Source organism: Caldibacillus sp. 210928-DFI.2.18 (assembly GCF_020554505.1).
Classification (GTDB): domain Bacteria; phylum Bacillota; class Bacilli; order Bacillales; family Caldibacillaceae; genus Caldifermentibacillus; species Caldifermentibacillus hisashii.
The window spans coordinates 13,451-38,947 of the sequence record NZ_JAJCHL010000003.1 but is presented as its reverse complement, the minus strand read 5'-3'; the positions used below and the strand labels follow the sequence as shown (position 1 = coordinate 38,947).

23 protein-coding genes and 1 pseudogene are annotated in these 25,497 nt (G+C 36.1%); 14 read left to right on the top strand and 10 right to left on the bottom strand.

The annotated features are described in order from the left end of the window. Nucleotides 1–86: 86 nt before the first annotated feature. Together pdxT and pdxS are read right to left on the bottom strand one after the other, a co-directional pair. On the bottom strand, nucleotides 87–689 hold the full coding sequence (gene pdxT / locus LIZ98_RS01635; RefSeq protein ID WP_227138840.1) for a pyridoxal 5'-phosphate synthase glutaminase subunit PdxT: 603 nt from the start codon (nucleotides 687–689) through the stop codon (nucleotides 87–89). A gap of 117 nt (nucleotides 690–806) precedes the next feature. Then, nucleotides 807–1,694, bottom strand: a complete 888-nt coding sequence (gene pdxS / locus LIZ98_RS01630; RefSeq protein WP_034768599.1) for a pyridoxal 5'-phosphate synthase lyase subunit PdxS — start codon at nucleotides 1,692–1,694, stop codon at nucleotides 807–809. 246 nt (nucleotides 1,695–1,940) lie between these two features. Here pdxS and pdxR point away from each other — a divergent pair, with 246 nt between their 5' ends. Then, complete coding sequence (pdxR, locus tag LIZ98_RS01625; RefSeq protein ID WP_227138839.1) at nucleotides 1,941–3,338, top strand: MocR-like pyridoxine biosynthesis transcription factor PdxR; 1,398 nt, start codon at nucleotides 1,941–1,943, stop codon at nucleotides 3,336–3,338. Between the two features lie 151 nt (nucleotides 3,339–3,489). Here the strand turns inward: pdxR and LIZ98_RS01620 are convergent, their stop codons facing one another. Next, complete coding sequence (locus LIZ98_RS01620) at nucleotides 3,490–4,056, bottom strand: nitroreductase family protein (protein WP_108897675.1); 567 nt, start codon at nucleotides 4,054–4,056, stop codon at nucleotides 3,490–3,492. Between the two features lie 228 nt (nucleotides 4,057–4,284). On the opposite strand from LIZ98_RS01620, the gene LIZ98_RS01615 reads away from it, so the two are divergent. Together LIZ98_RS01615 and LIZ98_RS01610 are read left to right on the top strand one after the other, a co-directional pair. After that, nucleotides 4,285–4,455: a hypothetical protein gene (locus LIZ98_RS01615; protein ID WP_375293556.1), complete on the top strand. Its 171-nt coding sequence runs from the start codon at nucleotides 4,285–4,287 to the stop codon at nucleotides 4,453–4,455. Nucleotides 4,456–4,526: 71 nt separating this feature from the next. Further along, on the top strand, nucleotides 4,527–4,769 hold the full coding sequence (locus LIZ98_RS01610; RefSeq protein WP_082041227.1) for a DUF1292 domain-containing protein: 243 nt from the start codon (nucleotides 4,527–4,529) through the stop codon (nucleotides 4,767–4,769). 22 nt (nucleotides 4,770–4,791) lie between these two features. On the opposite strand, the gene LIZ98_RS01605 is transcribed toward LIZ98_RS01610, so the two are convergent. Then, nucleotides 4,792–5,937, bottom strand: coding sequence for a DEAD/DEAH box helicase (locus tag LIZ98_RS01605; protein WP_108897676.1), 1,146 nt, complete (start codon nucleotides 5,935–5,937; stop codon nucleotides 4,792–4,794). A 347-nt stretch (nucleotides 5,938–6,284) separates the two neighbouring features. Here LIZ98_RS01605 and LIZ98_RS01600 point away from each other — a divergent pair, with 347 nt between their 5' ends. The 7 genes from LIZ98_RS01600 (at nucleotide 6,285) to cyoE (ending at nucleotide 15,430) form a co-directional block, all read left to right on the top strand. After that, nucleotides 6,285–7,529 carry an MDR family MFS transporter gene (locus LIZ98_RS01600; RefSeq protein WP_227138860.1) on the top strand — a complete coding sequence of 415 codons (1,245 nt, stop codon included), beginning with the start codon at nucleotides 6,285–6,287 and terminating at the stop codon, nucleotides 7,527–7,529. A 367-nt stretch (nucleotides 7,530–7,896) separates the two neighbouring features. Continuing rightward, nucleotides 7,897–9,111, top strand: coding sequence for a DNA adenine methylase (locus LIZ98_RS01595; protein ID WP_227138838.1), 1,215 nt, complete (start codon nucleotides 7,897–7,899; stop codon nucleotides 9,109–9,111). A gap of 5 nt (nucleotides 9,112–9,116) precedes the next feature. After that, complete coding sequence (locus LIZ98_RS01590) at nucleotides 9,117–10,037, top strand: Dam family site-specific DNA-(adenine-N6)-methyltransferase (RefSeq protein ID WP_041845788.1); 921 nt, start codon at nucleotides 9,117–9,119, stop codon at nucleotides 10,035–10,037. A 38-nt stretch (nucleotides 10,038–10,075) separates the two neighbouring features. Continuing rightward, nucleotides 10,076–12,082 (top strand): AlwI family type II restriction endonuclease, encoded by a 2,007-nt coding sequence (locus tag LIZ98_RS01585; RefSeq protein WP_227138837.1) that lies wholly within the window; start codon nucleotides 10,076–10,078, stop codon nucleotides 12,080–12,082. A 124-nt stretch (nucleotides 12,083–12,206) separates the two neighbouring features. Beyond that, nucleotides 12,207–13,124, top strand: a complete 918-nt coding sequence (locus LIZ98_RS01580) for a DMT family transporter (RefSeq protein WP_309240439.1) — start codon at nucleotides 12,207–12,209, stop codon at nucleotides 13,122–13,124. 102 nt (nucleotides 13,125–13,226) lie between these two features. Next, complete coding sequence (locus tag LIZ98_RS01575; protein ID WP_227138836.1) at nucleotides 13,227–14,195, top strand: cation diffusion facilitator family transporter; 969 nt, start codon at nucleotides 13,227–13,229, stop codon at nucleotides 14,193–14,195. A 326-nt stretch (nucleotides 14,196–14,521) separates the two neighbouring features. After that, nucleotides 14,522–15,430 carry a heme o synthase gene (gene cyoE, locus LIZ98_RS01570; RefSeq protein WP_227138835.1) on the top strand — a complete coding sequence of 303 codons (909 nt, stop codon included), beginning with the start codon at nucleotides 14,522–14,524 and terminating at the stop codon, nucleotides 15,428–15,430. 43 nt (nucleotides 15,431–15,473) lie between these two features. Here cyoE and LIZ98_RS01565 read toward each other — a convergent pair whose 3' ends face one another. After that, entirely contained in the window at nucleotides 15,474–16,364 is an 891-nt protein-coding gene (locus LIZ98_RS01565; protein WP_041845792.1) for a TetR/AcrR family transcriptional regulator, read from the bottom strand. Nucleotides 16,365–16,545: 181 nt separating this feature from the next. On the opposite strand from LIZ98_RS01565, the gene LIZ98_RS01560 reads away from it, so the two are divergent. After that, entirely contained in the window at nucleotides 16,546–18,054 is a 1,509-nt protein-coding gene (locus LIZ98_RS01560; RefSeq protein ID WP_227138834.1) for a DHA2 family efflux MFS transporter permease subunit, read from the top strand. Nucleotides 18,055–18,195: 141 nt separating this feature from the next. On the opposite strand, the gene LIZ98_RS01555 is transcribed toward LIZ98_RS01560, so the two are convergent. After that, entirely contained in the window at nucleotides 18,196–18,816 is a 621-nt protein-coding gene (locus LIZ98_RS01555; RefSeq protein ID WP_034768620.1) for a GntR family transcriptional regulator, read from the bottom strand. A gap of 283 nt (nucleotides 18,817–19,099) precedes the next feature. Here LIZ98_RS01555 and LIZ98_RS01550 point away from each other — a divergent pair, with 283 nt between their 5' ends. Continuing rightward, nucleotides 19,100–20,224 (top strand): ABC transporter ATP-binding protein, encoded by a 1,125-nt coding sequence (locus LIZ98_RS01550; protein ID WP_227138833.1) that lies wholly within the window; start codon nucleotides 19,100–19,102, stop codon nucleotides 20,222–20,224. Further along, nucleotides 20,224–21,801 carry an ABC transporter permease/substrate-binding protein gene (locus tag LIZ98_RS01545; protein WP_227138832.1) on the top strand — a complete coding sequence of 526 codons (1,578 nt, stop codon included), beginning with the start codon at nucleotides 20,224–20,226 and terminating at the stop codon, nucleotides 21,799–21,801. The genes LIZ98_RS01550 and LIZ98_RS01545 overlap by 1 nt, the downstream gene beginning before the upstream one ends. Before the next feature lie 78 nt (nucleotides 21,802–21,879). Here the strand turns inward: LIZ98_RS01545 and LIZ98_RS18165 are convergent, their stop codons facing one another. The 4 genes and pseudogenes from LIZ98_RS18165 to LIZ98_RS01525 all read right to left on the bottom strand — a co-directional run bounded on the left by LIZ98_RS18165 (nucleotide 21,880) and on the right by LIZ98_RS01525 (nucleotide 24,721). Further along, on the bottom strand, nucleotides 21,880–21,966 hold the full coding sequence (locus LIZ98_RS18165) for a hypothetical protein (RefSeq protein ID WP_375293557.1): 87 nt from the start codon (nucleotides 21,964–21,966) through the stop codon (nucleotides 21,880–21,882). A 418-nt stretch (nucleotides 21,967–22,384) separates the two neighbouring features. Next, nucleotides 22,385–22,630, bottom strand: a pseudogene (locus tag LIZ98_RS01535) (aldo/keto reductase); the annotation flags it as partial. 382 nt (nucleotides 22,631–23,012) lie between these two features. Continuing rightward, nucleotides 23,013–23,567, bottom strand: coding sequence for a hypothetical protein (locus tag LIZ98_RS01530; protein ID WP_227138830.1), 555 nt, complete (start codon nucleotides 23,565–23,567; stop codon nucleotides 23,013–23,015). A 221-nt stretch (nucleotides 23,568–23,788) separates the two neighbouring features. After that, the gene (locus LIZ98_RS01525) at nucleotides 23,789–24,721 is read right to left on the bottom strand and encodes an aldo/keto reductase (RefSeq protein ID WP_227138829.1); all 933 of its coding nucleotides are present in this window, start codon (nucleotides 24,719–24,721) and stop codon (nucleotides 23,789–23,791) included. 317 nt (nucleotides 24,722–25,038) lie between these two features. Between LIZ98_RS01525 and LIZ98_RS01520 the strand changes: the two genes are divergently transcribed. Further along, the gene (locus LIZ98_RS01520; protein ID WP_227138859.1) at nucleotides 25,039–25,482 is read left to right on the top strand and encodes a MarR family winged helix-turn-helix transcriptional regulator; all 444 of its coding nucleotides are present in this window, start codon (nucleotides 25,039–25,041) and stop codon (nucleotides 25,480–25,482) included. Nucleotides 25,483–25,497 lie beyond the last annotated feature (15 nt).

Below are 25,497 nucleotides of genomic sequence, written 5' to 3'. Positions count from 1 at the left end.
GCCAACTTTTAGAAGGGTTAAGTTTTGTTTGGCTAAGCTTTTTGTGATGTATTTGTTTTCCGAAGTTCCGGAAGCGTTTCGCAAATCTAAGCCTTTTGGAATGTTTTTGTTTTGCTTTCATTAACCATTTCCACAAAAAGCTCAAGAAAGCGGGAATCCTCTGTCAATTCCGGATGAAAGGCCGTCGTTAATAAATGGCCTTGTCTGGCAGCAACAATATGACCATCTACCTCTGCCAATACTTCTACTCCACCGCCAACTTTTTTAATATACGGTGCACGAATAAAAACAGCATGGAAAGGGGAATCAAATCCGGCAACTTCAAGGTCGGCTTCAAAACTTTCCCGCTGACGACCAAAGGCATTTCTTTTAACAACAATATCCATGAGGCCAAGATGGACAACTTCCGACCCTTCAAGCTCTTTTGCTAAAAGAACCATCCCGGCACAAGTACCGAATATCGGTTTCTGCTCTTTGGAAAATTGTATCAACGGCTCAAAAAATCCGTATTGGTCAATTAATTTTCGCATGGTGGTACTTTCTCCGCCGGGGAAAATAAGCCCGTCAATTTCATTTAGTTGAGAAGGCCGCTTCACAATGATTGCGTGAATTCCTAATGATTCGACTTGTTTCACATGTTCTTCAACGGCTCCTTGTAACCCTAAAACACCAATTGTTAAATCACTCATTTATCTCACTTCCTTTACATTAGGCTATAATTCAGTTTGTTTAAAAATCATAACCGGAGATTTTCCAGTTGAGTAAAATTCGTTATGAAAGGGATCATTTGGCACCTTTAAGTAACCTTACCAACCGCGTTCTTGCATTCTTTCTTCGGCAGCCAATGTTGAAATTTCAATTCCTTTCATAGGTGTGCCAAGATCTTTAGACAGTTTGGCAATTAAATCATAGTCTTGATAATAAGTCGTAGCCTGAACAATGGCACTGGCAAATTTCTCCGGTGTTTCCGATTTAAAAATACCGGAACCGACAAATACACCGTCAGCACCTAATTCCATCATCAATGCTGCATCAGCCGGTGTTGCCACGCCCCCTGCTGCAAAATTAACAACCGGAAGTCGACCGGCCTCTTTAATTTGTTTTAACACTTCAAATGGGGCACCGAGATTTTTTGCCTCAGTCATTAGTTCATCGTCGTTCATATTTACTACTTTACGAACCTGTGCATTAACTTTGCGAATATGACGAACGGCTTCAACAATGTTACCGGTTCCGGGTTCACCTTTTGTCCGAAGCATGGCAGCCCCTTCACCAATCCGGCGGGCTGCTTCCCCCAGATCACGGCAGCCGCAAACAAACGGAACGGTAAACTCACTTTTTAAAATATGAAACTCATCGTCAGCCGGAGTCAGTACTTCACTTTCATCAATGTAATCAACGCCCATAGCTTCCAAAACTCGTGCTTCAACAATATGACCGATTCGAGCTTTAGCCATAACCGGGATTGATACGGCATTCATTACTTCCTCAATAACCCTGGGATTTGCCATTCTCGCTACACCACCTGCTGCACGAATATCCGATGGAACCCGCTCTAAAGCCATTACGGCAACCGCTCCGGCAGCTTCAGCGATTTTTGCTTGTTCCGCATTGACCACGTCCATAATGACGCCGCCTTTTTGCATTTGCGCCATCCCTCTTTTTACTTTATCTGTACCAACTAATTTCTCCATTTTCTCCACTCCATTTCTTTTAAGTTTTCTTTTGCATTAACGGTCACTAAATCTTCCCCATAAGGCTTAGGAAAATCAAAGAAGCAAAGGTAGATGATAAGCGCCCGTAAAATGCCCGATTGGTTTGAACCAATACAATGTTTTAATATATTGCATTTTTAGAAGTTTACTATATTATAGAAAGTATCTGATACCATTAAAAGTGTCAGTTTTTATAAAATTGACCATGCCAGTGAGGTGTTTCAAATGGATATGTTATCCATTCACATTGAACGTACTAGTGATACCCCCATTTACGAGCAGTTATACATTTATATAAAAAAAGAAATTGCTTCTGGAAAAATAACTTTTGGTGAAAAATTACCTTCCAAACGTAAATTGGCCGAGTTTCTAAAAATTAGCCAAAATACGGTGGAAACCGCTTATGAACAGTTGGTGGCAGAAGGGTATGTGGAAAGTGTTCCGAGAAAAGGTTATTTTGTCCAAGCCTATGAAGATTTAGAGTATGTTCAAAAGGAAATGACGAATACATCCCGTGAACAACAACCCATTATACAAATGAAGTATCACTTTCATCCGGGCTGGGTCGATACCGAACATTTCCCCTTTGAAAAATGGCGCAAATATGCAAAGCAAACAATGGAAAAAGAAAACCGGCATTTATTGTTAGCAGGAAATCAACAGGGAGAATATGAGCTGAGGAAAGAAATTTGTCAATATTTATTTCAAGCAAGGGGTGTTCATTGCAATCCCGAACAAATTGTCATCGGTGCCGGTTTAGAAATTTTATTGCAACAATTAATACTATTGCTTGATAAACGAACCGTCTATGGTGTGGAAGATCCGGGTTATCATGTCATTTCTCATCTCTTGAAAAAATATGAGTATCATGTTCTGCCGCTTGAGGTTGATGAGGAAGGAGTGAATGTAGGAGAAATTGAAGAAAAGAATATTGATGTCATTTATGTTACACCGTCCCACCATTTCCCATACGGGTCGATTCTTTCCGTAAACCGGCGTACAAAGCTGTTGAACTGGGCTGCAGCAAGACCAAATCGTTTAATTATTGAGGATGACTATGATAGTGAATTTCGCTATAGTGGAAAGTCCATTCCGTCACTGCAAAGCATGGATCAAAACGGGAAAGTGATTTATTTGGGAACTTTTTCAAAATCATTAATGCCATCTATTCGGATCAGTTATATGGTCCTGCCTGATTCTTTATTGCAAAAATATAAAAAAGAACTCACCTTTTATCAATGTTCCGTTTCGAGAATTGATCAGCATATTCTAACCGAATTTATGCGGAACGGGGACTTTGAAAAACATTTGAATCGAATGCGGAAAATATACCGGCGAAAATTAGAGAAGGTACTTGATTTACTTAAACCGTATCAAGAATTAACGGTGTCCGGTGCCCATTCCGGATTTCATCTCGTTTTAGAAGTGAATAACGGGTTAAAGGAAAAAGAACTTGTCGATCGCGCGCTTCAGGCCGGCCTTAAAGTGTATCCTGTTTCGGCATATTCCATTATTAAAAGGGAGGAAACCCTGCCAAAAATTGTTCTTGGATTTGCCGGAATTCCTGAAAAAGAATTAGGTACGGCTATTAAGTTGTTGCTAAAAAGTTGGAAGATATTTTAAGAGAATGATTTAAGCAATTTTGTCCGGTAACAAAAATATTAAGGAAAATTCATAAAATACGGGTGATTTTCAGCTATGGAGCGATTTAAAAACTGATATTAAATGGTAATAAGAAAAGCAGACTCATAAGCAAGAGTCCGCTTTTCTTTCGTTAGTCAAACCAAATTGTTTTTTCTGCTGCCGGTGTCCGAACAGCTTTAATTTCGAAATCCTTTTTCGGATAGCCGAGATAAATGAGTCCGATTATTTTATCATTTTCCTCCAACTTCAAGTAAGGCTTCAATTCCGGTTCATGGGCGATGTCGCCGGTTCTGACAATCGTGGCTAATCCTTTTTCCGTCGCAGCCAAGAGGAAGTTTTGCAGGACACAACCACAAGCGGCAATTTCTTCAATTTCCGGAACTTTTCCTGATGGACTAACTGCCAATGCAATAATAACCGGTGCACGCAGCGGACCTTTTGCCGCTTTTTCAATTTTTTGTTTGGCTTCTTCTTCGCTTAAACCTGTTGATTTTTCCTTGGTAATACGTGCCATTTCTTCACCGAGTTTAACCCGGCCTTCCCCTTTAATGACCCGGAATTTCCATGGTTCTGTTTTTTTATGATTCGGTGCCCAGACGGCAATATCGAGTAATTCTTTAACCACTTCATCCGGAACATCTTTTTCATCAAGTGCACCAATGGAACGGCGCGATTTAATTAATTCAACTAATTCCATTTGTGATTCCTCCCTGTATATTCCATTACTCTTTAAGTATATGATTCTCAAGGATTTCATTCAATTTATGTGATTTTAAAAATTTTTGCAGTACATTTAGTCAAAACGATTGTTAAATCTGTATTTACTAAAAACTGATTCATTCCGCCCATTCTGTTTCAGAACATGTACCTAATAATGAAATGAGCCATATAATGCGATTGAGAAAAATTGAAAGGGGAAAGGAAAATGGATGGTATGTCCCGACAAACACTTGCATGGCATGAAACAATGGAACTTCATGAATTAGTTGCTTCTCAATCGATTGGCTTAATGAAGTTAAAAATGGGATTACGAAATATTGATGACATGCGAAAAAATAGGAATAAACAGCAAAAAGAGGGGAATATTAACATCTAGTTTGAACAACTGTTAAATCGAAAAAATGAGGTGGATTTTGTGGAAAAAGTTGAAGTAGGCGAGTTTTTACAATTAGTGATGAAGCAGGAGAAGAAAACGAGGTTGAGGTTTTAGTTGCATTTCCTGTTGATGGAGTTGAATATGTAGCGGTTAGTTTTACTGAGGACTTACAGGAAGGAACCGATGAGGGTATCGACATCTTTTTCTTGAAAGTAGACGAAGAGGGAGATTTAGCGGCAATCGGTTCCGAAGAATTCGATAAAGTTTCACAAGCATTTGACCAGATTATGGAAGAGGAAGAAGGCGGAGAATAACATTTTCTCCGTCTTCTTTATGCTATTTATGAGGATTTTTTTTCACATCCACCATTTTCCCTTTATACAATTCTTTCCTACTAATTTTCACATTCAATTCCTTGCTCATCTTTTTTAAAAAACTTTCTTCTCGTGCATTAACGAGCGAAATAACCGTTCCTGTTTTACCCATTCGCCCGGTGCGTCCGGATCTGTGCAAATATTGCCCCTCTGTACTTGGAAAATCAACATGGATGACAGTAGCAATATCAGGAATATCGAGACCTCTTGCCGCTACATCGGTTGTTAGGAGGAGAGGGGTAGCACCGGAGCGGAATTGGGTCAGTGCCGTTTTTCGTTCCATTTTATTTCCTTCACTCGTTAAAACCGCAAGCTTTAATCCATGATAGGTAAGTTTTTCAGCGGCTTCCTCGACTTTAACGGTATTCTTGAAAAAAGCAATGGTGCGTCCCGGATTTGTATGCATGATTTTTCGGAGCAAATCGATCTTTTCCCGCTGCTCACATGTTAAATACAGATGCTGATTAGTTGCATTTTCAGGTTGTGTTTGAATCCGAATCATTTCCGGATGATTCATGAGCTCACGGGCGATTTCTTCTGTTTCTTTCGTAATGGTTGCTGAAAAAACGAGCAGTTGTCGGTCTCTCAAAGTAGAATGAATGATATTTTTTACTTCAGCTAAATGCTCCCGGGAAAGAAGTCTGTCCGCCTCATCAACAACCACGGTTCTCACTTCATGCATTTTCATTTTTTTCATTTTAATTAATTCGTACATCCGACCGGTTGTACCGATAACAATTTGTGGTCGGCTTTTTAGCTTTTCTACTTGTTTCTTTAGATTTGCCCCGCCAATGAAAGAATAACTTACGATTTCGGTTCCTTTCGTAAATTTTCGAACCTCGTCCAAAATTTGCATCGCCAGTTCACGGGACGGGACAAGAATGACCGCTTGGATGTCTTTTTTGTCCTCATTTAATCGCTCCAGTATCGGAATTATGTAGGCTAATGTTTTCCCGGTTCCGGTCGGTGATTCTGCAATTACATCTTTTCCGGCTAAAATAAGTGGAACAGTCTGCTTTTGGATTAATGTTGCTTCGGTAAAACCCGATTTCTCCCAATTTTCCTGTAAAAATGGTTTCATTTGTTGCAAGGCAGTCCAGTTTGCCATGATAATCATCCTTTTTCATGTTTCTTTTCAGTGTCTTCTATTGTATAGGATTTATAAGGAAAGTACAAAATTTGCATTAAATTGTTCATCTTAAGGAAAATTGGCTATTGTTTTAAAGGCGAAATCAAATTATACTTAAACTTACAATTATTATATATTGGTTATTCTATTATTATATGGAAAAAATATTTTGTGCCGCCAATTGAAAGCCGGTCGCCGGATCAGGTAATTGGCATATCAGTTCCACATATCGTTACTAACCTTGAAGATACCATTTTCAGGGATTTTAACAATTTATCATCTACCGTAAAATTAGTAGAGATAGCCTTTTTGAGGGGGGAGTTTAAATAATATTTTTTCAATTTCACCGAACGATTAAAATTCGAATTATTGAATCTTTCTTAAGTACGGCAATTAGTAATATGATTTTCCCGTTCATGGCCATCTACTTGTCGAATCACTTTGGCGTAAAAATTACCGGAATTCTTCTTCTTGTCAATGTTTTTATCGGCATTGCTTTATCGTTTTTTGGCGGTTATGTTTCTGACCGTTTTGGCCGGAAGAAATTAATCGTTTTTGCGGAAATGTTACGGTTATTCGCTTTTACAGTTATGATGATTTGTAATTCCCCTTGGTTTACGTCACCGCTAATTACCTATTTCATGATGACGATTAACACAATTTGCTGGTCATTGGGTGGTCCGGCAAATCAAGCAATGTTGATTGATGTCAGTAAACCCGATGAGCGAAAATATATGTTTTCCATTATGTATTGGGCGAATAATTTATCGATTGCAATTGGAGGGTCACTCGGCGGATTTCTTTTTAAAGATTACCTTTTTGAATTGTTAATTGCCTTGTCAATAACTGCACTTATTACTGTTATACTTATTGTCTTTTTTATTGATGAGAGCTATGTTCCGGAACAAGTTGCAGATGAGAAAGTTTTTCAGCATATATGTCAAATGTTGCGCAATTATCGGGAAGTTTTCCGTGATCATCTGTTCATTCTGTATTGTATGGCCATTGTTTTCGTTATGTCATTAGAGTTTCAATTGAGTAATTATGTCGGAATTCGATTAGAAAGCGAAATGCCGGTGCAACGATTTCTTTGGTGGGAACTTGATGGCATTGAGATGACCGGTCTTTTGCGGACGGAAAATACCGTACTAGTCGTATTAATGGCTTTATTTGCTGCAAAAATGGTTTCACGCTTCAAAGATCGTCATGTGATTATTCTCGGATCGTTCGTTTTTGTCGCTGGGTATGCTTATATATCCTACTCGAACAATATTCCATTTTTATTTATCGCAATGCTCTTAGCCTCTGTTGCCGAGGTTGTCCGTGTTCCGGTTGAACAAAACTATCAAGCAAGTCTCCCGCCGGTTCACGCCAGAAGTTCCTATTTAGCTGTCAGCGGGATGGGATATAATTTGGCCCAATTGATCTGTTCCATCACAGTTATGATAAGTGCATATTTAAATAATTTGGCTACAACTGTTTTTATTGCCGCTATCGGATTTTTTGGTGTGTTTATTTTCATGAAAATCGGATCGGCACTCGATCAACGTGTAAATAAATCCGCTGCCTAAATTAGCTCATACTAGACTTGGGACAATTTGTCTTGGGTCTAGTATTTTACATGGATTGTATAAATTTCCGGTAATGTTGAGAATTCAAGGCAGAACAAACTTTACGTTGAAAAAGCCACTGTTTTTTCAACTCATAGCCTATGCTCTTGAAACCTCACCTGTGCCACGTACTATATACATAAAATCATTCCTCTTTATTTTTAAAACGTATGTTTGTATAATAAGAAATATAATCATTTAGGGCAAGTCCTCGATTTTTACATATAACGCAATTTAAAAAATAAAAAATTAACTTAATAGACTATGCTATACTTTAAATAGTAAAAATAGGAAGTTGCATTGTTGCGAATAATTGGAGGTTAAATTCATGGAAATTCGAACAAAAGAAATAATGGAAGAATTTAATCTGTCAAGACAGACATTATATAATTGGGTAAAAGAGGGGACCATCTCAAAACCGAAGAAGGATTGGAGAGGCTGGAGAATGTGGACCGAACAACATGTAGAAGAAATCAAGAAAACAATTAGGTTTAAAGAAGAACAGCTGTCTCTGCCAAACTTAAATGATAAAAAACTCCAAATAAATAATAGAAGGTATTTAGGAAGTAAATATAAATTGTTGGATTTTATTCGTAAGATCGTAGTCGAAAATTGTCAAGGAATTGAAACGGTGGCTGATATTTTTGGTGGAACAGGTGTTGTTGCGGATCTCTTTAACAGAGAAGGTAAAAATATTATTGTTAATGATATTTTATATTCTAATTATATGTCTTATTGGACGTGGTTTCGAAATGACCCGATAAACGAAGATAAAATAAGCTCGATTATTCATGAACTAAATCATGCGGAACCGGAAGAGGATAACTATGTTTCAAAAAATTTCGGCGGTACATATTTTACCCAATATAATGCCAAGAAAATCGGATATATAAGAGAACAAATAGAGCTTTTATCGGAAAGTCTGACCTTTCGTGAAAAAGCGATTCTTATTACTTCTCTGCTTTATGCTATGGATAAGGTGGCAAATACAGTCGGTCATTATGATGCATATCGGAGAAAACTAGATTCTTTCAATAAGCTTACCTTGTTAGTACCAGATTTAAATGATGAATGGAATGAAGGAAATCAGATATATAAGGAGGATGCGAATGAGTTAGTCAAACAAATACGGGCGGATTTGTTTTATATTGACACACCATATAATTCAAGACAATATGGGGATGCCTATCATTTGTTAGAAAATATTTCAGAGTGGAAGAAACCTGAAGTGACGGGTGTAGCAAGAAAAATGGTCAATCGCTCCCATATTAAAAGTGACTATTGCACTATGAAGGCCCCCCAAGTCTTTGCCGATCTGGTTTCCCATATTGATGGAAAATATATATTAGTTTCCTATAATAATATGGCGAAAAAAGGTGTCGGTCGTTCAAATGCAAAAATTTCAGCTGAAGAAATCATTGGAATTTTGGAAACGAGAGGACCGGTTCAAATATTTGAAACAGAATTCCACCCCTTTACGACGGGAAAGTCAATGATTGAAGATCATAAGGAAATCTTGTATCTCTGTGAAATTAGAAGGTGATCTAAGTGCCAATAACTAAAACCCCATACGTGAAATCATGTTTAAATTATACAGGCGGTAAGTATAAGTTATTGAACCAATTATTCTCATTATTCCCGGAAAATATTCATAACTTTGTCGATTTATTTTGTGGAGGGGCAAATGTTTTAATAAATATGGAAGCAACCGGTACCATGACTGGAATTGACAATCAAAAAGAAGTAATCCGATTATATGAAACACTTAAAACGTATAGTGAAAGAGAAATTCTTGACTTGATTTATTCTATTATTAGTGAATTTCAATTATCGGAAACAAGAAAGTTTGGTTATTCCTATTACGGTTGTGATTCCTCCTCAGGGGTGGGGGCCTATAATAAGCTGCCATTCTTAAAATTAAGAGATACATATAATAGTCGAACGGAAAACAATTGTTATTATGATACAATCTTTTACTTATTAACAGTATATGGTTTTAACAACCAAATTCGTTTTAACAAAAACATGAAATTCAATATCCCTGTCGGCAAAAGAGATTTCAATGAAAAAATTGAACAGAACCTTTTACAGTTTATGAGAAGGATTAAGGAAAAAAATGTGAATTTTATTTGCTCCGATTTCCGGAATATTGATTACCAACTCACTGATGGAGATTTTCTTTACGCTGATCCACCATATTTAATTTCCACTGCCTCATACAATGAACAGGGAGGTTGGACGGAGCAAGATGAACGTGATTTATTGAATTTTCTCGATGATTTGGATCGCAGAAATGTGAAATTTGCCCTCTCGAATGTAACGATTCATAAAGGGAAAGAGAATACAATTTTGATTGATTGGTCAAAAAAATACCATTGCCATTATCTTGATTACGATTATAACAATTCAAATTACCAATCGAATGCCCGGATGAATCAGACACAAGAAGTTTTGATTACAAATTATTAGTGATAAAAATTTCCAAACTAGAAAAAAGAGGGGATGGCATGAAATTAGAAAATACAAATTCGGTATTTAATTTAGGGGACACAAGTTTTAGAAGGAAAACTTTACTCGATGATTATAAAGTTATTCTTCCAATTTTAAAAAATCACATGGAAAAGGTTGATAGATGGGGGGAAAATAATGAGGGACAAGCTATCTTTTATCATTCTATCATAAATCAAACCTATTTATTTGACCGAGATGAAAACGATGAACCGGCAAAACGAGCAAGAACACTTACCAATGCCCTAGTTAAACCTGGTTTAATTAATGCTAATCGCCAGTTAAGTGAAGTTGCATTAAATTGGATAAATAACAAGGTAAAAAGACCGGATAAACTTGAGCAGTGGCTAACATTAAAAATAGATAATATTGTTTTCTTAAGACAATGCTTTAAGTTACGAGTTTATGATACTAATAAGACCAATTATTTTTATCCTTTTCGAATTGCAATTGAATTACTAATTTCGTATGAGGATATCCCTGAATTTCATTTTTTTAATATTATCCATTCAATTGAGCCGAAAATGGATGATGATAAGATTCGTGAAATTATATATAATTATCATAAAGTTGCTAATAATTTTCAAAGTTTTGAGGAGTTCTATGAAGAAAATTTATCTGCCGGTAAAAGCATAACACCGGAATTATTAATTAAAGTAGAAAACCTTTTTTCAAAAAGTGAAGTGGATGAACAGGAATTCTATGAAGTATTCTACAATAGAAAATCTACAAATGCTCAAAAATTATATTATAAATTTTATCAAGCTATTACTGCTTTTAAAAATAATCCATCTGATCAAAATTTGAAAACATTAATTGAAATTAGTCGAAATAGTTCAATAAAAAAGGCATTTGGTTATGGAATGAATCCCTTCAAATTAACAAGGAAAAAATCCATTAGTGTTGAAGAGTTTCTAGAGTTGAATTTTGACAATCTTTTACTCTCGGAAAATTCAATTTTATTTTTCAATCAATTTATGAGTTCCAAGCGGTCAGACTTAATTAAAGAATATTCGGATATGACAAAACGAATCTTTAATTTAACAGGTATATTTAGCTTTTCAAATAAACTTGTCAATTTGACACAACCATGGTTATTCAGGAAAATTACAGCTACCTACAGAGACCGTATATTTCTTACTGGTGAAGAAGACTACGAATCTTATGAAGAAGATATAAATAGCTTATTTTATAAAGATCAATCTTTGATGGAAATTTTACTTATAAGCGATACTGAATTGGAAAGAATTGAAGCAGAAATTAGAAAAGAGCATGGTATTCCTGATAAGGTATCCATAGTGGAAGCATTTGATGAGATGAGTGAACAGAAATTTCGCTCCTTTATCGAATCTATATTTGTTGAAAGTAAGGTTATTTTACTGTTAAAGCTTTTTAAAAACCGAAGTCCTGAAAATGACAAAAAAATTCAAAAGCTTGTTTCCGATGCTGCAACAGTGCCGACGATATTTGAATACATTATTGCGATTGCATGGTACTATTTGTCAGAAAAAAATTTTTCCATACGGAAAAGTGTAAACTTGTCTTTAGATGGTAATTTTCTCCCGCTTACCCATGCTGCGGGCGGTGATGGTGATATTATTATTAAATATTCGGATTTTATTTTAATGTTAGAAGTAACCTTAATGGACCGGAACGCGCAAAAGCGTGGAGAACTAGAACCAGTCATACGACATGCGACAAATTTGACTGTCAAAGAATCAGATAAAGAGGTCCTGACGATTTTCATAGCTGATGAACTCGATCAAAATGTTGTAAATTTATTTCGGGCAGCATCAATTGTACAGCTAGAATCAACTCAGCAAAAAGGTCAACAGACAGATGGGGTGAATATTTTCTCATTATCAATAGAAGAAATAATTCATTTATTGGAAAGGAAAATTGAATATCAGAAAATAGTAAAAGGAATCAGAGAACACTTTTCGATAAAACCATCTTTTGTAAAAACCGGTTGGAGAGAAGATGTGTTGGAAAAATTGTTAAATTGACTTTGAATAAATATCAGCCAAAAATATGAGAATTATGTTTAAAAGTCGAATAATTTATCCTACCTTAACGGGTAGGAAGTCCTCACCTTTAGATTTTCGAGTTTACAAAGAAGATAGGTGGTGGATGAATATAGATCATTGGTTGGAGGAAGTGTATATGCCGGGGAAACTAAAGATGATTACCGCTATGTTGATTTTCGGCAGCATCGGTTTATTTGTAAAAAATATTCATCTTTCCTCCAGTGAAATTGCATTGTTTCGGGGGATCATCGGGAGTATATTTTTACTAGTTGCCAGTTTCGTCTTAAGGAAAAAAATCCGTTTTCGTACATCAAAAAAGAATATCGCACTCCTTATTTTGTCCGGTGGGGCAATCGGTTTTAATTGGATTTTTTTGTTTGAAGCTTATCGTTACACAACGATATCCAATGCAACCTTAAGTTATTATTTCGCGCCAATCTTTGTCATGATACTAGCTCCGTTAATTTTAAAAGAGAAATTAACATGGATGAAGGTAACGAGTATCATAAGTGCCATGGTTGGATTATTTCTTATCGTCGGGACGGATAGCGGTGCCGGAGAAGGATATGATCATGTAACAGGGATTATGTATGGTTTACTGGCGGCTGCCTTTTATGCAAGTGTGATAGTAATGAATAAATTTATTAAAGGTTTACCCGATTATGAGACGACGGTTGCTCAATTGTCCCTCGCTTCTCTTGTTTTGTTGCCCTATGTTTTCCTGAATGAAACGGTTAATATCGGTTCACTGGATGGAAAATCAATTTTATTCATGATTATTGTTGGGATTATTCATACGGGATTGGCCTATGTTCTCTATTTTTCAGCATTGAAAGAATTAAATGGTCACACAATCGCCATTTTCAGCTATATTGATCCGATTTCCGCAGTCATTATGGCCGCCATTTTCTTAGGAGAAGGGATGAGCTTTGTCCAAATGATTGGTGGAATATTGATTTTAGGTTCGACCTATTTAAGCGAAAGAAAAACTATTTCCTTTCCGGCAAACAGCAAAAAATGAGTCATAGTTTAAATTGCAAAAATTCATTGTTTTTGTTTAAAAATAACTGATTTCGTGCCATAATAAAGTTGTTGTTTAATTGTTTTAGTTAGGGGACTTTACATGATAAAGCTCATTATCAAAAAATTTATTTCCGACTATGAAAATATAAAAGATAATAATGTACGTAAAAACTACGGTATTCTTTCCGGGGTACTGGGAATTATTTGCAACCTGATTTTATTCTCTATAAAATTTGTGACAGGGATTTTGATGAATAGCATTGCAATTATTTCGGATGCTTTTAATAATTTGACGGATTCCGGTTCTTCCTTCATTACGATTTTAGGGGCAAATTTTAGCAGTAAGCCGCCGGATAAGGAACATCCATATGGTCATGGAAGATTTGAGTATGTCGCCTCATTAATTGTTTCTTTTATCATTTTCGGAGTGGGTATTGAACTATTGCGGAATTCGATTAATAAAATTATTCATCCGGAAGTCATTCAAATCAATTTGTTTTCAATAATCATTCTATCCCTGTCGATTTTAATTAAATTGTGGATGTACTCGTATAATCGCTATATTGGTATATTAATCAATTCAAGTATGAATAAAGCAACGGCTAAAGACAGTTTAAATGATGCGATTGCAACAACAGGCGTAATTGCAGGTACGGCTATTGGAGCTGTACTTGAATTTCCGGTTGACGGAATATTAGGGGTTATTATTTCTATTTTAATTATTTATACGGGGTTTACAACCGCAAGAGACTCGGTCAATGTTCTGTTAGGCACTTCCCCGGATCCGGAATTACTTGACAAAATTCAATATCTCATTGATCAAAATCAAACCATCAATTATGTTCATGATTTAAAAATTCATGACTATGGCCCGGGAAGATTAATGGCCTCCATGCATGTCGTTGTACCGCCGGAAATGACCGTGGCAGATGCCCATTTTATCATTCATGGACTGGAACAAAAAATTGAACAGGAATTAGGAATTGAAATCGTGATTCACATTGACCCGATAAAAGATATCGACGAAAATCCGGATTTATTAAAAAAGGATTTTCGATCACCTCAGTAAAGTGAAACTTCCATCAGTGGGGGGTCTTCATCCTTCACTGATGGTTAGTTGAACCAATCGGACATCACCCCCACCTATCACTCGAAAAACTTGAAGTAGTTATCTTATTACCTGTTAAGGCGGGATAAAATTTCCCAGGGAATCTGCTTTATCTCAGTTTAAATAGGGAAAAGCTCTCGTCCAGACACATCCAGGTAAGTTTTCCTTATCATTCTAGGCAAATCAAAAGCATTCACAAAGTTTAATATTCCATGTTATGATAGTAAAGTAGCTATGCTTTCTTACTTTATAACAAAGAATAAATTTATAAAAGGATGATATATTTTATGGAGGAAAGAGTAGTTCTTTCTAACAAAGGAGTGGGTAACATCCTTCAATTCCTGACAGATGTTAAGTATCTATTAAAGGGAAAAGTACTTGTTGCTAATGTTTTACCGGTTTTTACAGCATATTGGCTGTCTTTATATTTTGCAGGAGAACGTTTTCGTGACCATATATCGCTATTTCTGTTAACAATGATCGGGAGTACGCTGGTTATCTCCGGTGCTCTTATTATTAACAATTGGTATGAAGTTGACCTTGATCGAAAAATGGTACGCACACAAAAACGACCAACTGTTACCGGTCATTTTTCCTTGAGAGCAGTATTGTGGGCCGGAATTTTGACAACAATCTTAGGGCTGGTCACTATGTTGGCTACTACGTTGGAGGCAACCGTTTATTCGTTGTTGGGCTGGTTCGTCTATGTTGTTCTCTACACATTTTGGTCAAAACGAAAATATACACTAAATACCGTGATTGGGAGTATCTCCGGCGCCTTTACTCCACTCATCGGTTGGGCAGCCGTTCAGCCTGCTGATCATATTGTTCCGATTGTCCTGTTTGCCATATTATTTATTTGGCAAGTACCGCATACGATGGCCGTCGCTATAAAAAGATTTGATGATTATCAAGCGGCAAGTGTGCCGATGTTACCTGTAGTCGCTGGAATGGATACGGCAATAAGACAAAATTTATTATATATTATTTGTTTACTACCGATCCCATTTGTCTTATACCATTTATTCGGTCCGATACTTGTGATTGTTTCGTCTTTATTAACGGTCGGCTGGATTTTTTTAGCCGCCAAAGGATTCAGTACAAAAAACTTGGAAAAATGGGCACAGATGAATTTAATCTATTCATTAAACTATTTAGTTTGGCTTTCTTTCACCATGATTTTACTTACCGTATAAAGATGAAAATGACCGGGAGAAGGATACCCGGTCTTTTGCATTTTCACTTCTTATTAAAATTCACTACAATTTTTTCCAATTTTTCCAGTTGAGCTTGATCAAAGAGCTCTTTACTTTCTTTTAATGAGCGAATGGCAAGAGAAATTAAGAATTGTCTCGGCTCTTCTTTATTTAGTAATTCATCATAAATAAAATCTAACAGTTCTATATAGTTTGCCGCTTCTTTTCTATGGACGAGCGGTTTTTTTAAGGATAAAATCGTCCGATATAAGATTTGTTGGTCGTCCATGCTATTAATGTTCGACTCGGGAAGCCATTGATCGAGCAGCTCGGGGGAAAATAAACTTTCCTTTGCCTTTTCCACCTCATCGACGACACGGATAATCCGATTTAAACTGTAACGAATGACGTCTTGTATACGCAGTTCATCTCTTCCTTCATAGGCCATCGCATAATACTTCAAATTATTGTGTAAAATACCGATAAACATAATCGCACAGTCTAAAAGATACGGTTTTTTATCTTCACCAAAAAGATCAATAAACCGATTGTAATACCATTTTAAAATTCGAAGTTGCCCTCTTTTAAAAAATCGCATTAATTCCTCGTCTCGGGAAACGATAATCTCCTCAAAAATAGAAATCAATTTATTTTTCTGGTTCATATATATTTGTATTTCAACTTGTTTAATAAAAATTTCAAAGTTAGCCGGATCTTGTCCGATTAATAAATCGTTACGATCTTTTTCCAATTGTTTATAATTGGTTTTAAAAAGTTCTATTATTAATTCGTTTTTTGAGGAAAAGTAATTATAAAATGTGCCTTTCGATATACCGCTATATTCGATGATGTCATTAATGGAAGTAGCATGAAATCCTTTATCAATAAATAATTGATGAGCCATTTTTATTACTTGTTTTTTCCGCTCATGCATCCAAATCACCTAGTCATTAGTTAGTTTACCTATACAAAATTCTATAGGAAACTCTTTATGATTACAAATAAAAATAGGTAAAGTTTTTTTATTGCAAAAATCAAATTGATGGTATATGATAATCATTATGTGAAATAAAGGTATAAAAATATGAACTGCTAGTATAAAAGGAGGAAGGTTTATGGACGATTCCATTACGAAAAAACCACCTTATGGGATCATTGCGATATTAATGGTCGGAGCATTTATTTCGTTTTTAAATAATACATTTATGAATGTCGCACTTCCTTCAATTATGAAGGATTTGGACGTAAAAATGTCAACTGTACAATGGCTGACAACGGGATTTATGTTAGTAAACGGAATTATGATCCCGACAACTGCTTTTCTAATCCAAAAATACTCTGTCCGCCGTTTATTTTTAACAGCAGTAGGGTTGTTTACGGCAGGGACAATCGTTGGGGCAATTGCACCTACCTTTTCAATTTTATTATTGGCACGGATGACCCAAGCATCCGGTTCAGCCATTCTTATGCCATTATTAATGAACGTATTATTGGTTAGCTTCCCTGTTTCAAGACGGGGTGCTGCAATGGGAACACTTGGATTAATCTTAACTTTTGCTCCGGCAATTGGACCGACATTATCCGGTTGGATTGTCGAACATTTTAACTGGCGTGCATTATTTTATTTAATTGCGCCTATTGCAGGGGCTGTTTGGATTTTTGGTTTTATGATGTTAAGAGATAAAAAGGAAAAAGTTGATATTCACTTGGATTTTCTTTCTCTCGTATTATCGACGTTCGGCTTTGGCGGGCTGCTTTACGGCTTCAGTACGGCCGGTAATTCCGGTTGGAATCATGTACAGGTTTATGCAACTCTAACTGTGGGTGTCGTTTCCTTATTCATTTTTATTTTGCGTCAATCGAAGCTCGAACAACCGATGCTTAACTTCCGTGTATTTCAGTACCCGATGTTTTCATTGGCTGCTGTTATTACAATGGTTGTAAACATGGCCTTATTCTCCGGATTTATGCTTATACCAATTTTTGCTCAGTCGGTCATTGGACTGACCCCTATGCAGTCCGGATTGATGTTACTTCCGGGAGCCATTATCAACGGTTTGATGTCCCCTGTTACCGGGCGGTTGTTTGATAAATTAGGAGGACGAATACTAGCTGTAACGGGATTATCCATTTTAACAATTACCACATACTTCTTTAGTAAATTAACATTTGATACAACATTTACGCATGTAGCCATATTGCATATTTTTCGGATGTTCGGTATGTCGATGGTTATGATGCCGACATCAACCAATGGATTGAACCAATTACCGCCGCGCCTGTACCCGCACGGAACAGCGATGAACAATACTTTTAACCAAGTATCAGCTGCTATTGGTACGGCATTTTTAATTACCGTCATGTCTAATCGACAAGAAAGCCGTGCTGAAGAATTGATGAAAGCGGCCATGACAAAAGCACACGGGACATTAACCCCTGAACAAATCGGTCATATTCAAATGGAAGCTTTGTTGGAAGGGATTAATCATACATTCTTAGTTTCAACATTTATTATCGTTATTGCATTAGTACTGGCCTTTTTCATTAAACGTGCCAGACCTATTGAAGAAATAGACAGAAAAAAGAACAATCAATCTTTTCGTGAGGCAGTTGCCGAGCATTAAAAAAATGAGACCATTCTTGATACCTTTATGGGATGTCAAGAACGGTCTTTTTTTAGTGCTTGTTTTGTGTTTTTAATAACTATGTCAAGAGGAAACGGACGGTTTTTTTAGGTTTTGCAGCAATCTATACAGATATGCATCTTATTCATTAAAAAAATGGGTGACCCGCTGTAAAACTTGTTCACTACCAATGATTAGGAGAATATCTCCCGGTTGGAATGTCGCAAAAGGCCCCGGAGAAATAATTAATTGCCCGTTTCTTTTCATTCCCACAACAGTTCCGCCTGTATTTTGCCAAAACTTCACTTCCCCTACGGTTTTACCAATATGCCGACAAGTTTCCGGAATCTCTACTTCTATTGGAATTAAAGGATTTGTATTCCGCAACTTCCCGGAATAATCAATGATCTTTTCAATTGTTTCAAATATTTTCTTATCAAGTGTTTCTCTATCTCGTAAATATTCCTTTGTCTTTTTCTCTAAATCCTTTAAGCTTTCCATATTTGAAAAGCGGTGGATGAACTTATATGCATTTTCTTTTGAAGTGATAACAACACCGCTTCCTTTTGTTGATTTTACAATTTCGACATCTTCCAATATTTTAATTGCTTTTCTAATGGTTTCCGGGGAGACATGATATTCACTAGCCAGTGTTGAACGTCCGAATATTTTATCTCCAACTTTTAATTCGTCATTGTAAATCCGGTTTGCAATATCAAGCGCAATTCTCTGATAAGCCGGCATTTGAGTTCGTATTTGCATGTCTTTCATCCTTTACAAAAATCTTTTTGCCTATTTACCCTTATCTTACCATAAAATGAACCTTCCATTCTTTTCATCCTTACTCAAAGGTTTTTTCCGACAGTAGCCACATGTATCAAATGCTGGGAAAAATTTTATAAAGAAGCTCGCTTTGTCGGAATTCAAATGTTATTGCAGCAAGGGACAGATCCTTCCAAATCATGGAAAAAAAGTATTTTCCTTAGACAAGTAACAATCTATCTGTTATAATTGGATTGTTACTTTTTCGTTAGGGGGGAATTTAATGATTCGATTTGAAAACATTACGAAACAATATAATCAAAAAACAGTTATACGTGATTTCAATCTTGATATTGAGGAAGGACAGCTTGTCGTCTTTATCGGGCCAAGCGGATGCGGGAAAACGACTCTATTAAAGATGATAAACCGTCTTTTAGAACCGACGAGCGGAAAAATTTATGTCAATGAAAAAGATATTTCGAAACAAGACCCAATTGAGTTAAGAAGAAATATCGGCTACGTGATTCAAAGTACGGGACTTTTTCCGCATATGACTATTAAGGAAAATTTAGAGTTGATTCCGAAATTGAAGGGGGAAGATTCCGATTCAATTAAACGGAAAACGAATGATCTTCTTGAACTGGTTGGTCTGGCACCAGATGAATATTTATACCGATATCCAAGTGAGTTAAGTGGTGGGCAAAAGCAGCGGATCGGTGTAGCCAGAGCTTTTTCAACAGATTCAGATATTATTCTTATGGATGAGCCGTTCAGTGCATTGGACCCCGTCACAAGAAACTCCTTACAAGACGAATTATTTTCCATGCAGAAGGAATTAAATAAAACCATTGTCTTTGTTACCCACGATATGGATGAAGCAATTAAGATTGCTGATAAAATATGCCTCTTGAATGAAGGTCATATCATCCAATATGATACCCCAGATCAAATATTGAAAAATCCGGCATCAGAATATGTTGAAGAATTTATCGGAAAAAGGCGGGTTTGGAATAATCCTGAAGTTTTAAAGGCAAAAGACATTATGATTTCAGACCCGGTTAAAGTTTCACCGCGAAGGAACGTCTTTCAAGCCATTGAGATCATGAAAGAAAATAAAGTGGACAGTTTGTTGGTGACAGATAAACAACAATCTTTAATTGGCTTGGTTACGTTAAAATCAATCCAATTACAAAGCCGTGCAACAACGGTTGGAGAAATAATGGAGAAAAATATTTTATCCGTAACGGAAGATGAAAATTTGATTACTGTATTACAAATTATGAATGAAAATAAAATCGGCTACCTGCCAGTGGTCAGTGAAAAAAACAAGCTAACGGGATTAATTACAAGAAGCTCGATCTTGTCCGTATTAAGCGGTCAATTGCTTGATTTGGAGGTGGCATTTTAATGAGTGAGTTTTTCCAATATGTAGGAAATAATAGCGGTCAAGTTTTAAGTTTATTATGGGAGCATATCTATTTAACAATCTTTTCCGTATTTGTTGCAACGGTAATTGGTGTACCTTTGGGTATATTTATCTCTAAAAATAAAAATTTAGCAAAACCAATTATTGGGTTTGCTAATGTGATGCAGGCGATACCAAGTCTTGCTTTACTTGGTTTTCTTATTCCGTTTATCGGTATTGGAAGTACGCCGGCAATTGTGATGGTTGTCTTATACTCATTACTTCCCATCATAAAAAACACTTATACAGGTCTGGCCAATATTGATAAGGATATACTGGAAGCAGCGAAAGGAATCGGGCTAACAAGCAGGCAAACAATGACAAAAATTCAGTTACCATTAGCAATGCCGGTAATTATGGCCGGTATCCGTATTTCGGCTGTGACGGCGGTCGGATTAATGACGATTGCAGCTTTCGTTGGTGCCGGTGGTTTAGGTTATCTCGTTTTTTCCGGTGTCTCATCAGTTGACAATAATATGATTTTGGCCGGTGCAATCCCTGCCTGTATTTTAGCTTTAATTATTGATTATCTAATCGGAAAAATTGAAAATGGGATATCTTATACAAATAATATTGGAAACAACAAAACTGCCGCAAAGAGGACAGAAAAGAAATCTAAAAAGAAAGGCTTAATAGTAACTGCGATTGTTTTTGTCCTTTTATTAAGTGCCGGCGTTGGTTATTCCATGATGAATAAAAAAGATTCGATTGTCATCGGTTCGAAAAATTTTAGTGAGCAAATGATTTTAGGTAATATGTTGGCCGATTTAATTGAGGAAAAAACGGATTTGGACGTGGAAAGAAAATTAAATCTCGGTGGAACCCAAGTTGTCTTTAATGCGATTAATAGCGGGGAAATTGATATGTATGTTGAATACACTGGGACAGGATTGATTAATCTTTTGAAAAAGGAACTGGTGAATGATCCTGATGAGGTGTACAAAATTGTTCAAAAGAATTTTAACGAGAAATATGATTTGAAAATTTTACAGCCGCTCGGTTTCAATAACACTTATACATTGGCGGTAAAACCGGAAACGGCGGAACAATACGGATTAAAAACGTTTTCTGATCTCGCCAAGGTTAGTGACCGGTTGGTATTGGGCGGAACGATTGAATTTACAAACCGTGTGGATGGTTTAAAAGGTCTCAGTGAAAAATATAATATGGACTTTAAAAGTGTTGAAGCGGTCGATGGCGGTATGCGCTATACAGCAATCAATAATAATCGAGCAGATGTGATCGATGCATTTTCAACGGATGGACTTTTAGAGGAATTCAAGCTAACTGTATTGGAAGATGACCAACACTTTTTCCCGCCATATTACGCAGTTCCAGTTATTAAAGAGGAAACATTAAAAGAGCATCCTGAATTGGAGGAAGTTCTTAATCTCCTTAGCGGGAAATTAACGGATGAAAAAATGCGGGAACTGAATTATAAGGTAGATAGTTTAAATGAATCACCTGAAAAAGTAGCCAAAGACTTTTTAATCGAAGCGGGTTTGATTGATAATAAATAATTTGGAAAACAGGTATTTCTATCGAGAACATAGGCATGGATGTTCCGATAGAAATGCCTTTTTCATTTTATTATATAATTATTGGATTGCCGGGATTTTTATTTTTACTGTAAATGTTTCATCTTTATGGATAAAATCGAGGAAGCCATCATGTTTTTTTACAATGTCTTGGATAAGTTTTGTCCCAAGTCCTTCATGTCCGGCACCTTTGTTGTGTTTCCATATGTAACAAACAACTAAGTGCCCAGTAACAAATGTTTTGCAAAATATTCACCTTTTAATTGTATTCTTGTAAGGGGAAATAGCGGCTTTTTCCGCAAGCATTGAAAGCGGGGATAAGGCTACGATTACTCTGATTGGAAACTCATTTAGTCAAAATTCTTCTACTTTGATGACATTAGTAACGAATGCTTTTTCTTCGTATGAAAAAATGATTGTCTCAAACAGATTGGAACAAACCGGTACTGATCCGAATTTTGTTTTTGAAGGATAGGTGGGTGATGAGTTAAGTTTTTCATTAAAAATAAAGTGGTACAAAAAGACCTTGGTCATAGCCTGATCAAGGTCTTTTATTTTGAATAACTCATTGAAAAATCTCACCAATCCGTACAATTTCATCTTCCGTTAATTGTACATCCAATGTTTTGAGGTTGGATAGGACTTGTTCCGGTTTTTTGGCGCCCGGGATGATTGCATCAATTCCGGCTTGGGCCAGGTACCAAGCAAGGACGACGTGGGCGACTTCAGCATTTTTCGCTTCGGCAATTGGCCGCAATTGTTCAACTTTCTCCAAATCCCGAATGAATTTATCCCCCTGAAATAATAAAAGTCGGTGTCTTGTTTTCATAAAAAAGGACAATCCTTCATGCATGGGGATTATCCTTCGAATAAATATGTTTTAAGTTAAACAAAGAGAAATTTAAATAAAATAAATATGCCGACCGTATAAAGCATCTGTGTTGTGACAAGTAGTATATACCCTTTATTTGGGTTTTTGTCTTTATGTTTTTGATAATACTTAATGACAAGATATTCATTGGAGAAACTTGTAATATTAACAAGTAACAAAAATAAAATCGTTGTCAATAGTGGATGTGTATAATCTACAAAACTGAATGAAAAAAGTATGATGCTGCTACCTAAGAAAATGTATGACCATCGAAAATTTTTAGAGCTGACAGCCAATTTTAATCACCCCTTATTTGTGAATACTACAATTTACACCCAAGAACAGATCCGGCTGTATATGCTGCACTAATAAGGAATGGAACAATGAAAGCTGCTGGTCCAGTAACACCTAATAATAATGCAGCAAGACCATAATTACCTGCGTGTATTAATCCTATTATACTAACGATATCGCTACAGGTTAATTTCATTGTCCCCACTTCTGTTTTTGTGGTGTTTTTTAGGGTGGCTAATTGAGAAGAAATGTCATCGGCTGCTTCGGTAACAGCGTTTTCACCGGCGGCCATATAATAATTAAAATTAGATACAGCTGTTTCTAATTGTTCGAAAGTGATAAGATTTATACCACTATTATTTATCTGTTGTTTTAATTCATTTTTATTTGTTATTTTAAGTTGTTTATTTCCATTTTCATCAGTATAATTTTCCAGATGACGCATTATTATTTCAGCTATCTTCGTTTGTTCTTGAGTTAGACCTTTATTTCGTGTGGGTATCGTTTGCGCTGATACTGAACTTCCTAATATGCCAAATAGAAGTGTAATAGATATAACGAGACAGGTTACTTTTCTCAACATATCATATTCCCCCTCTATTATTCATATATTTAAATTAATATTAACACATATAAATATTTTGAAACATAGGAATAAAGTAATAATTTTTCGGCAAAATTAGATAGTAGTGTGTCTTTACTTGTGCGGATCCATTGGTTAAATCAAAACCGAAATTTTCGGGGAAAAAAAGCTTCATACAAAGAGACCGTGGTCAAGCTGACCACGGTCTCTTTGTAAAGAGCTCATTGAAAAATCTCACCAATCCGTACAATTTCATCTTCCGTTAATTGTACATCCAATGTTTTGAGGTTGGATAGGACTTGTTCCGGTTTTTTGGCGCCCGGGATGATTGCATCAATTCCGGCTTGGGCTAGGTACCAAGCAAGGACAACGTGGGCGACTTCAGCATTTTTTGCTTCGGCAATTGGCCGCAATTGTTCAACTTTCTCCAAATTGCGAATAAATGCTTCACCTTGGAAATGCGGTTTTTTGGCACGTAAATCATGGAATACCATATCCTTTGTATACTTTCCCGCAAGTAAACCGGATGCGAGAGGAAAATATGGGATAAAGGAAATTTGGTTTTCAATTGTATAAGGGAATATTTCTTTTTCAGCACTGCGATTTAGCAAATTATATTCACCTTGAAAAACATCAACATAGCCATCTTTATTTGCTTCTTTTAATTGCTCCAACGAAAAATTAGAAACACCGATGGCACGAATTTTTCCTTCATCCTTCAATTCTTTTAAAGCACCGACTGCTTCATATTTCGGTGTATGTTCATCCGGATAATGAATATAAAATAAGTCTATGTAATCAGTTTTAAGTCTCAACAAACTATCCTCTACCGATTGTTTTAAAAACGTTGGTGAATTATCAAAAACAACTTTATTATCGACAAATTTATGAGCAGCTTTTGTTGCTATGACTGCTTCTTGACGGTTCCCCATTTCTTGAATAACTTCACCGATTAATTCTTCGGAACGTTTCGGTCCATAAATAAAAGCAGTATCCAGAAAATTCATCCCGTGCGTTAATGCAGTTCGAACAACTTCTTTTCCAACTTCTTCATCTAAATTTGGATACAGATTATGACCGCCGACTGCATTCGTCCCAAGACCAATCGGATTAACATATAAATCAGATTTCCCCAATTTAACATGAATAGACATTGCCACATTTCTCCTTTCTTTAAAAAACTGCCCTGTTATTACGTTTATGATAACACAATGAGATTAATTTTGGAAAATTGTGGGTTATCCCTTTTTATTTATAATGATTTCACTTTATCCCGCACAAACGGTCACTAAATCTTCCTCCTCTGGGTAAGGGAAATCAATGATGTAAAGGAGGAAGATAAGTGCCCGATTGGTTCAACTAACCATCAGTGGGGATGGAGAACCCCCCACTGATGGAAGTTTTACTATATTGTAATTATAGAATATAATATATATAATGTATAAATAATTGAGGGGTGAATGGTTTGAATGTGGATGAATTTAAATTTTCTATTTTAAATTATTCGAGAAAAATAAATGACCATCTTACCGCTTCATTAAATAAAACCGGACTCGAGTTTGGTTTAACCGGGATGCAAGTGATGTTATTGTTGAAATTATTTAAGGATGGGGCGACAACGATTGGAAATTTGGCAGAACATACTCGTGTAGCAGGAGCAAATATTTCATCAATGTGTAAGAAATTAGAGCAAAAAGGATTTTTGACAAGAAGTAGAGATAAACGTGATGAAAGAATCGTTAATATATCTTTAACTGACAAAGGATTATCCGTTATGAGCGAAATCGATCAGATCTTTGAAGAAAAAATTCAATCCATCTTAGCCGGGGAAAAACAGGAAACTTTGGAAGCAATTGTTAAAGGCCTAAAATTATTAGATATTTTATTTGAAAAGATAGAAATAGGGAATAAATAAATTGAACAACAACTT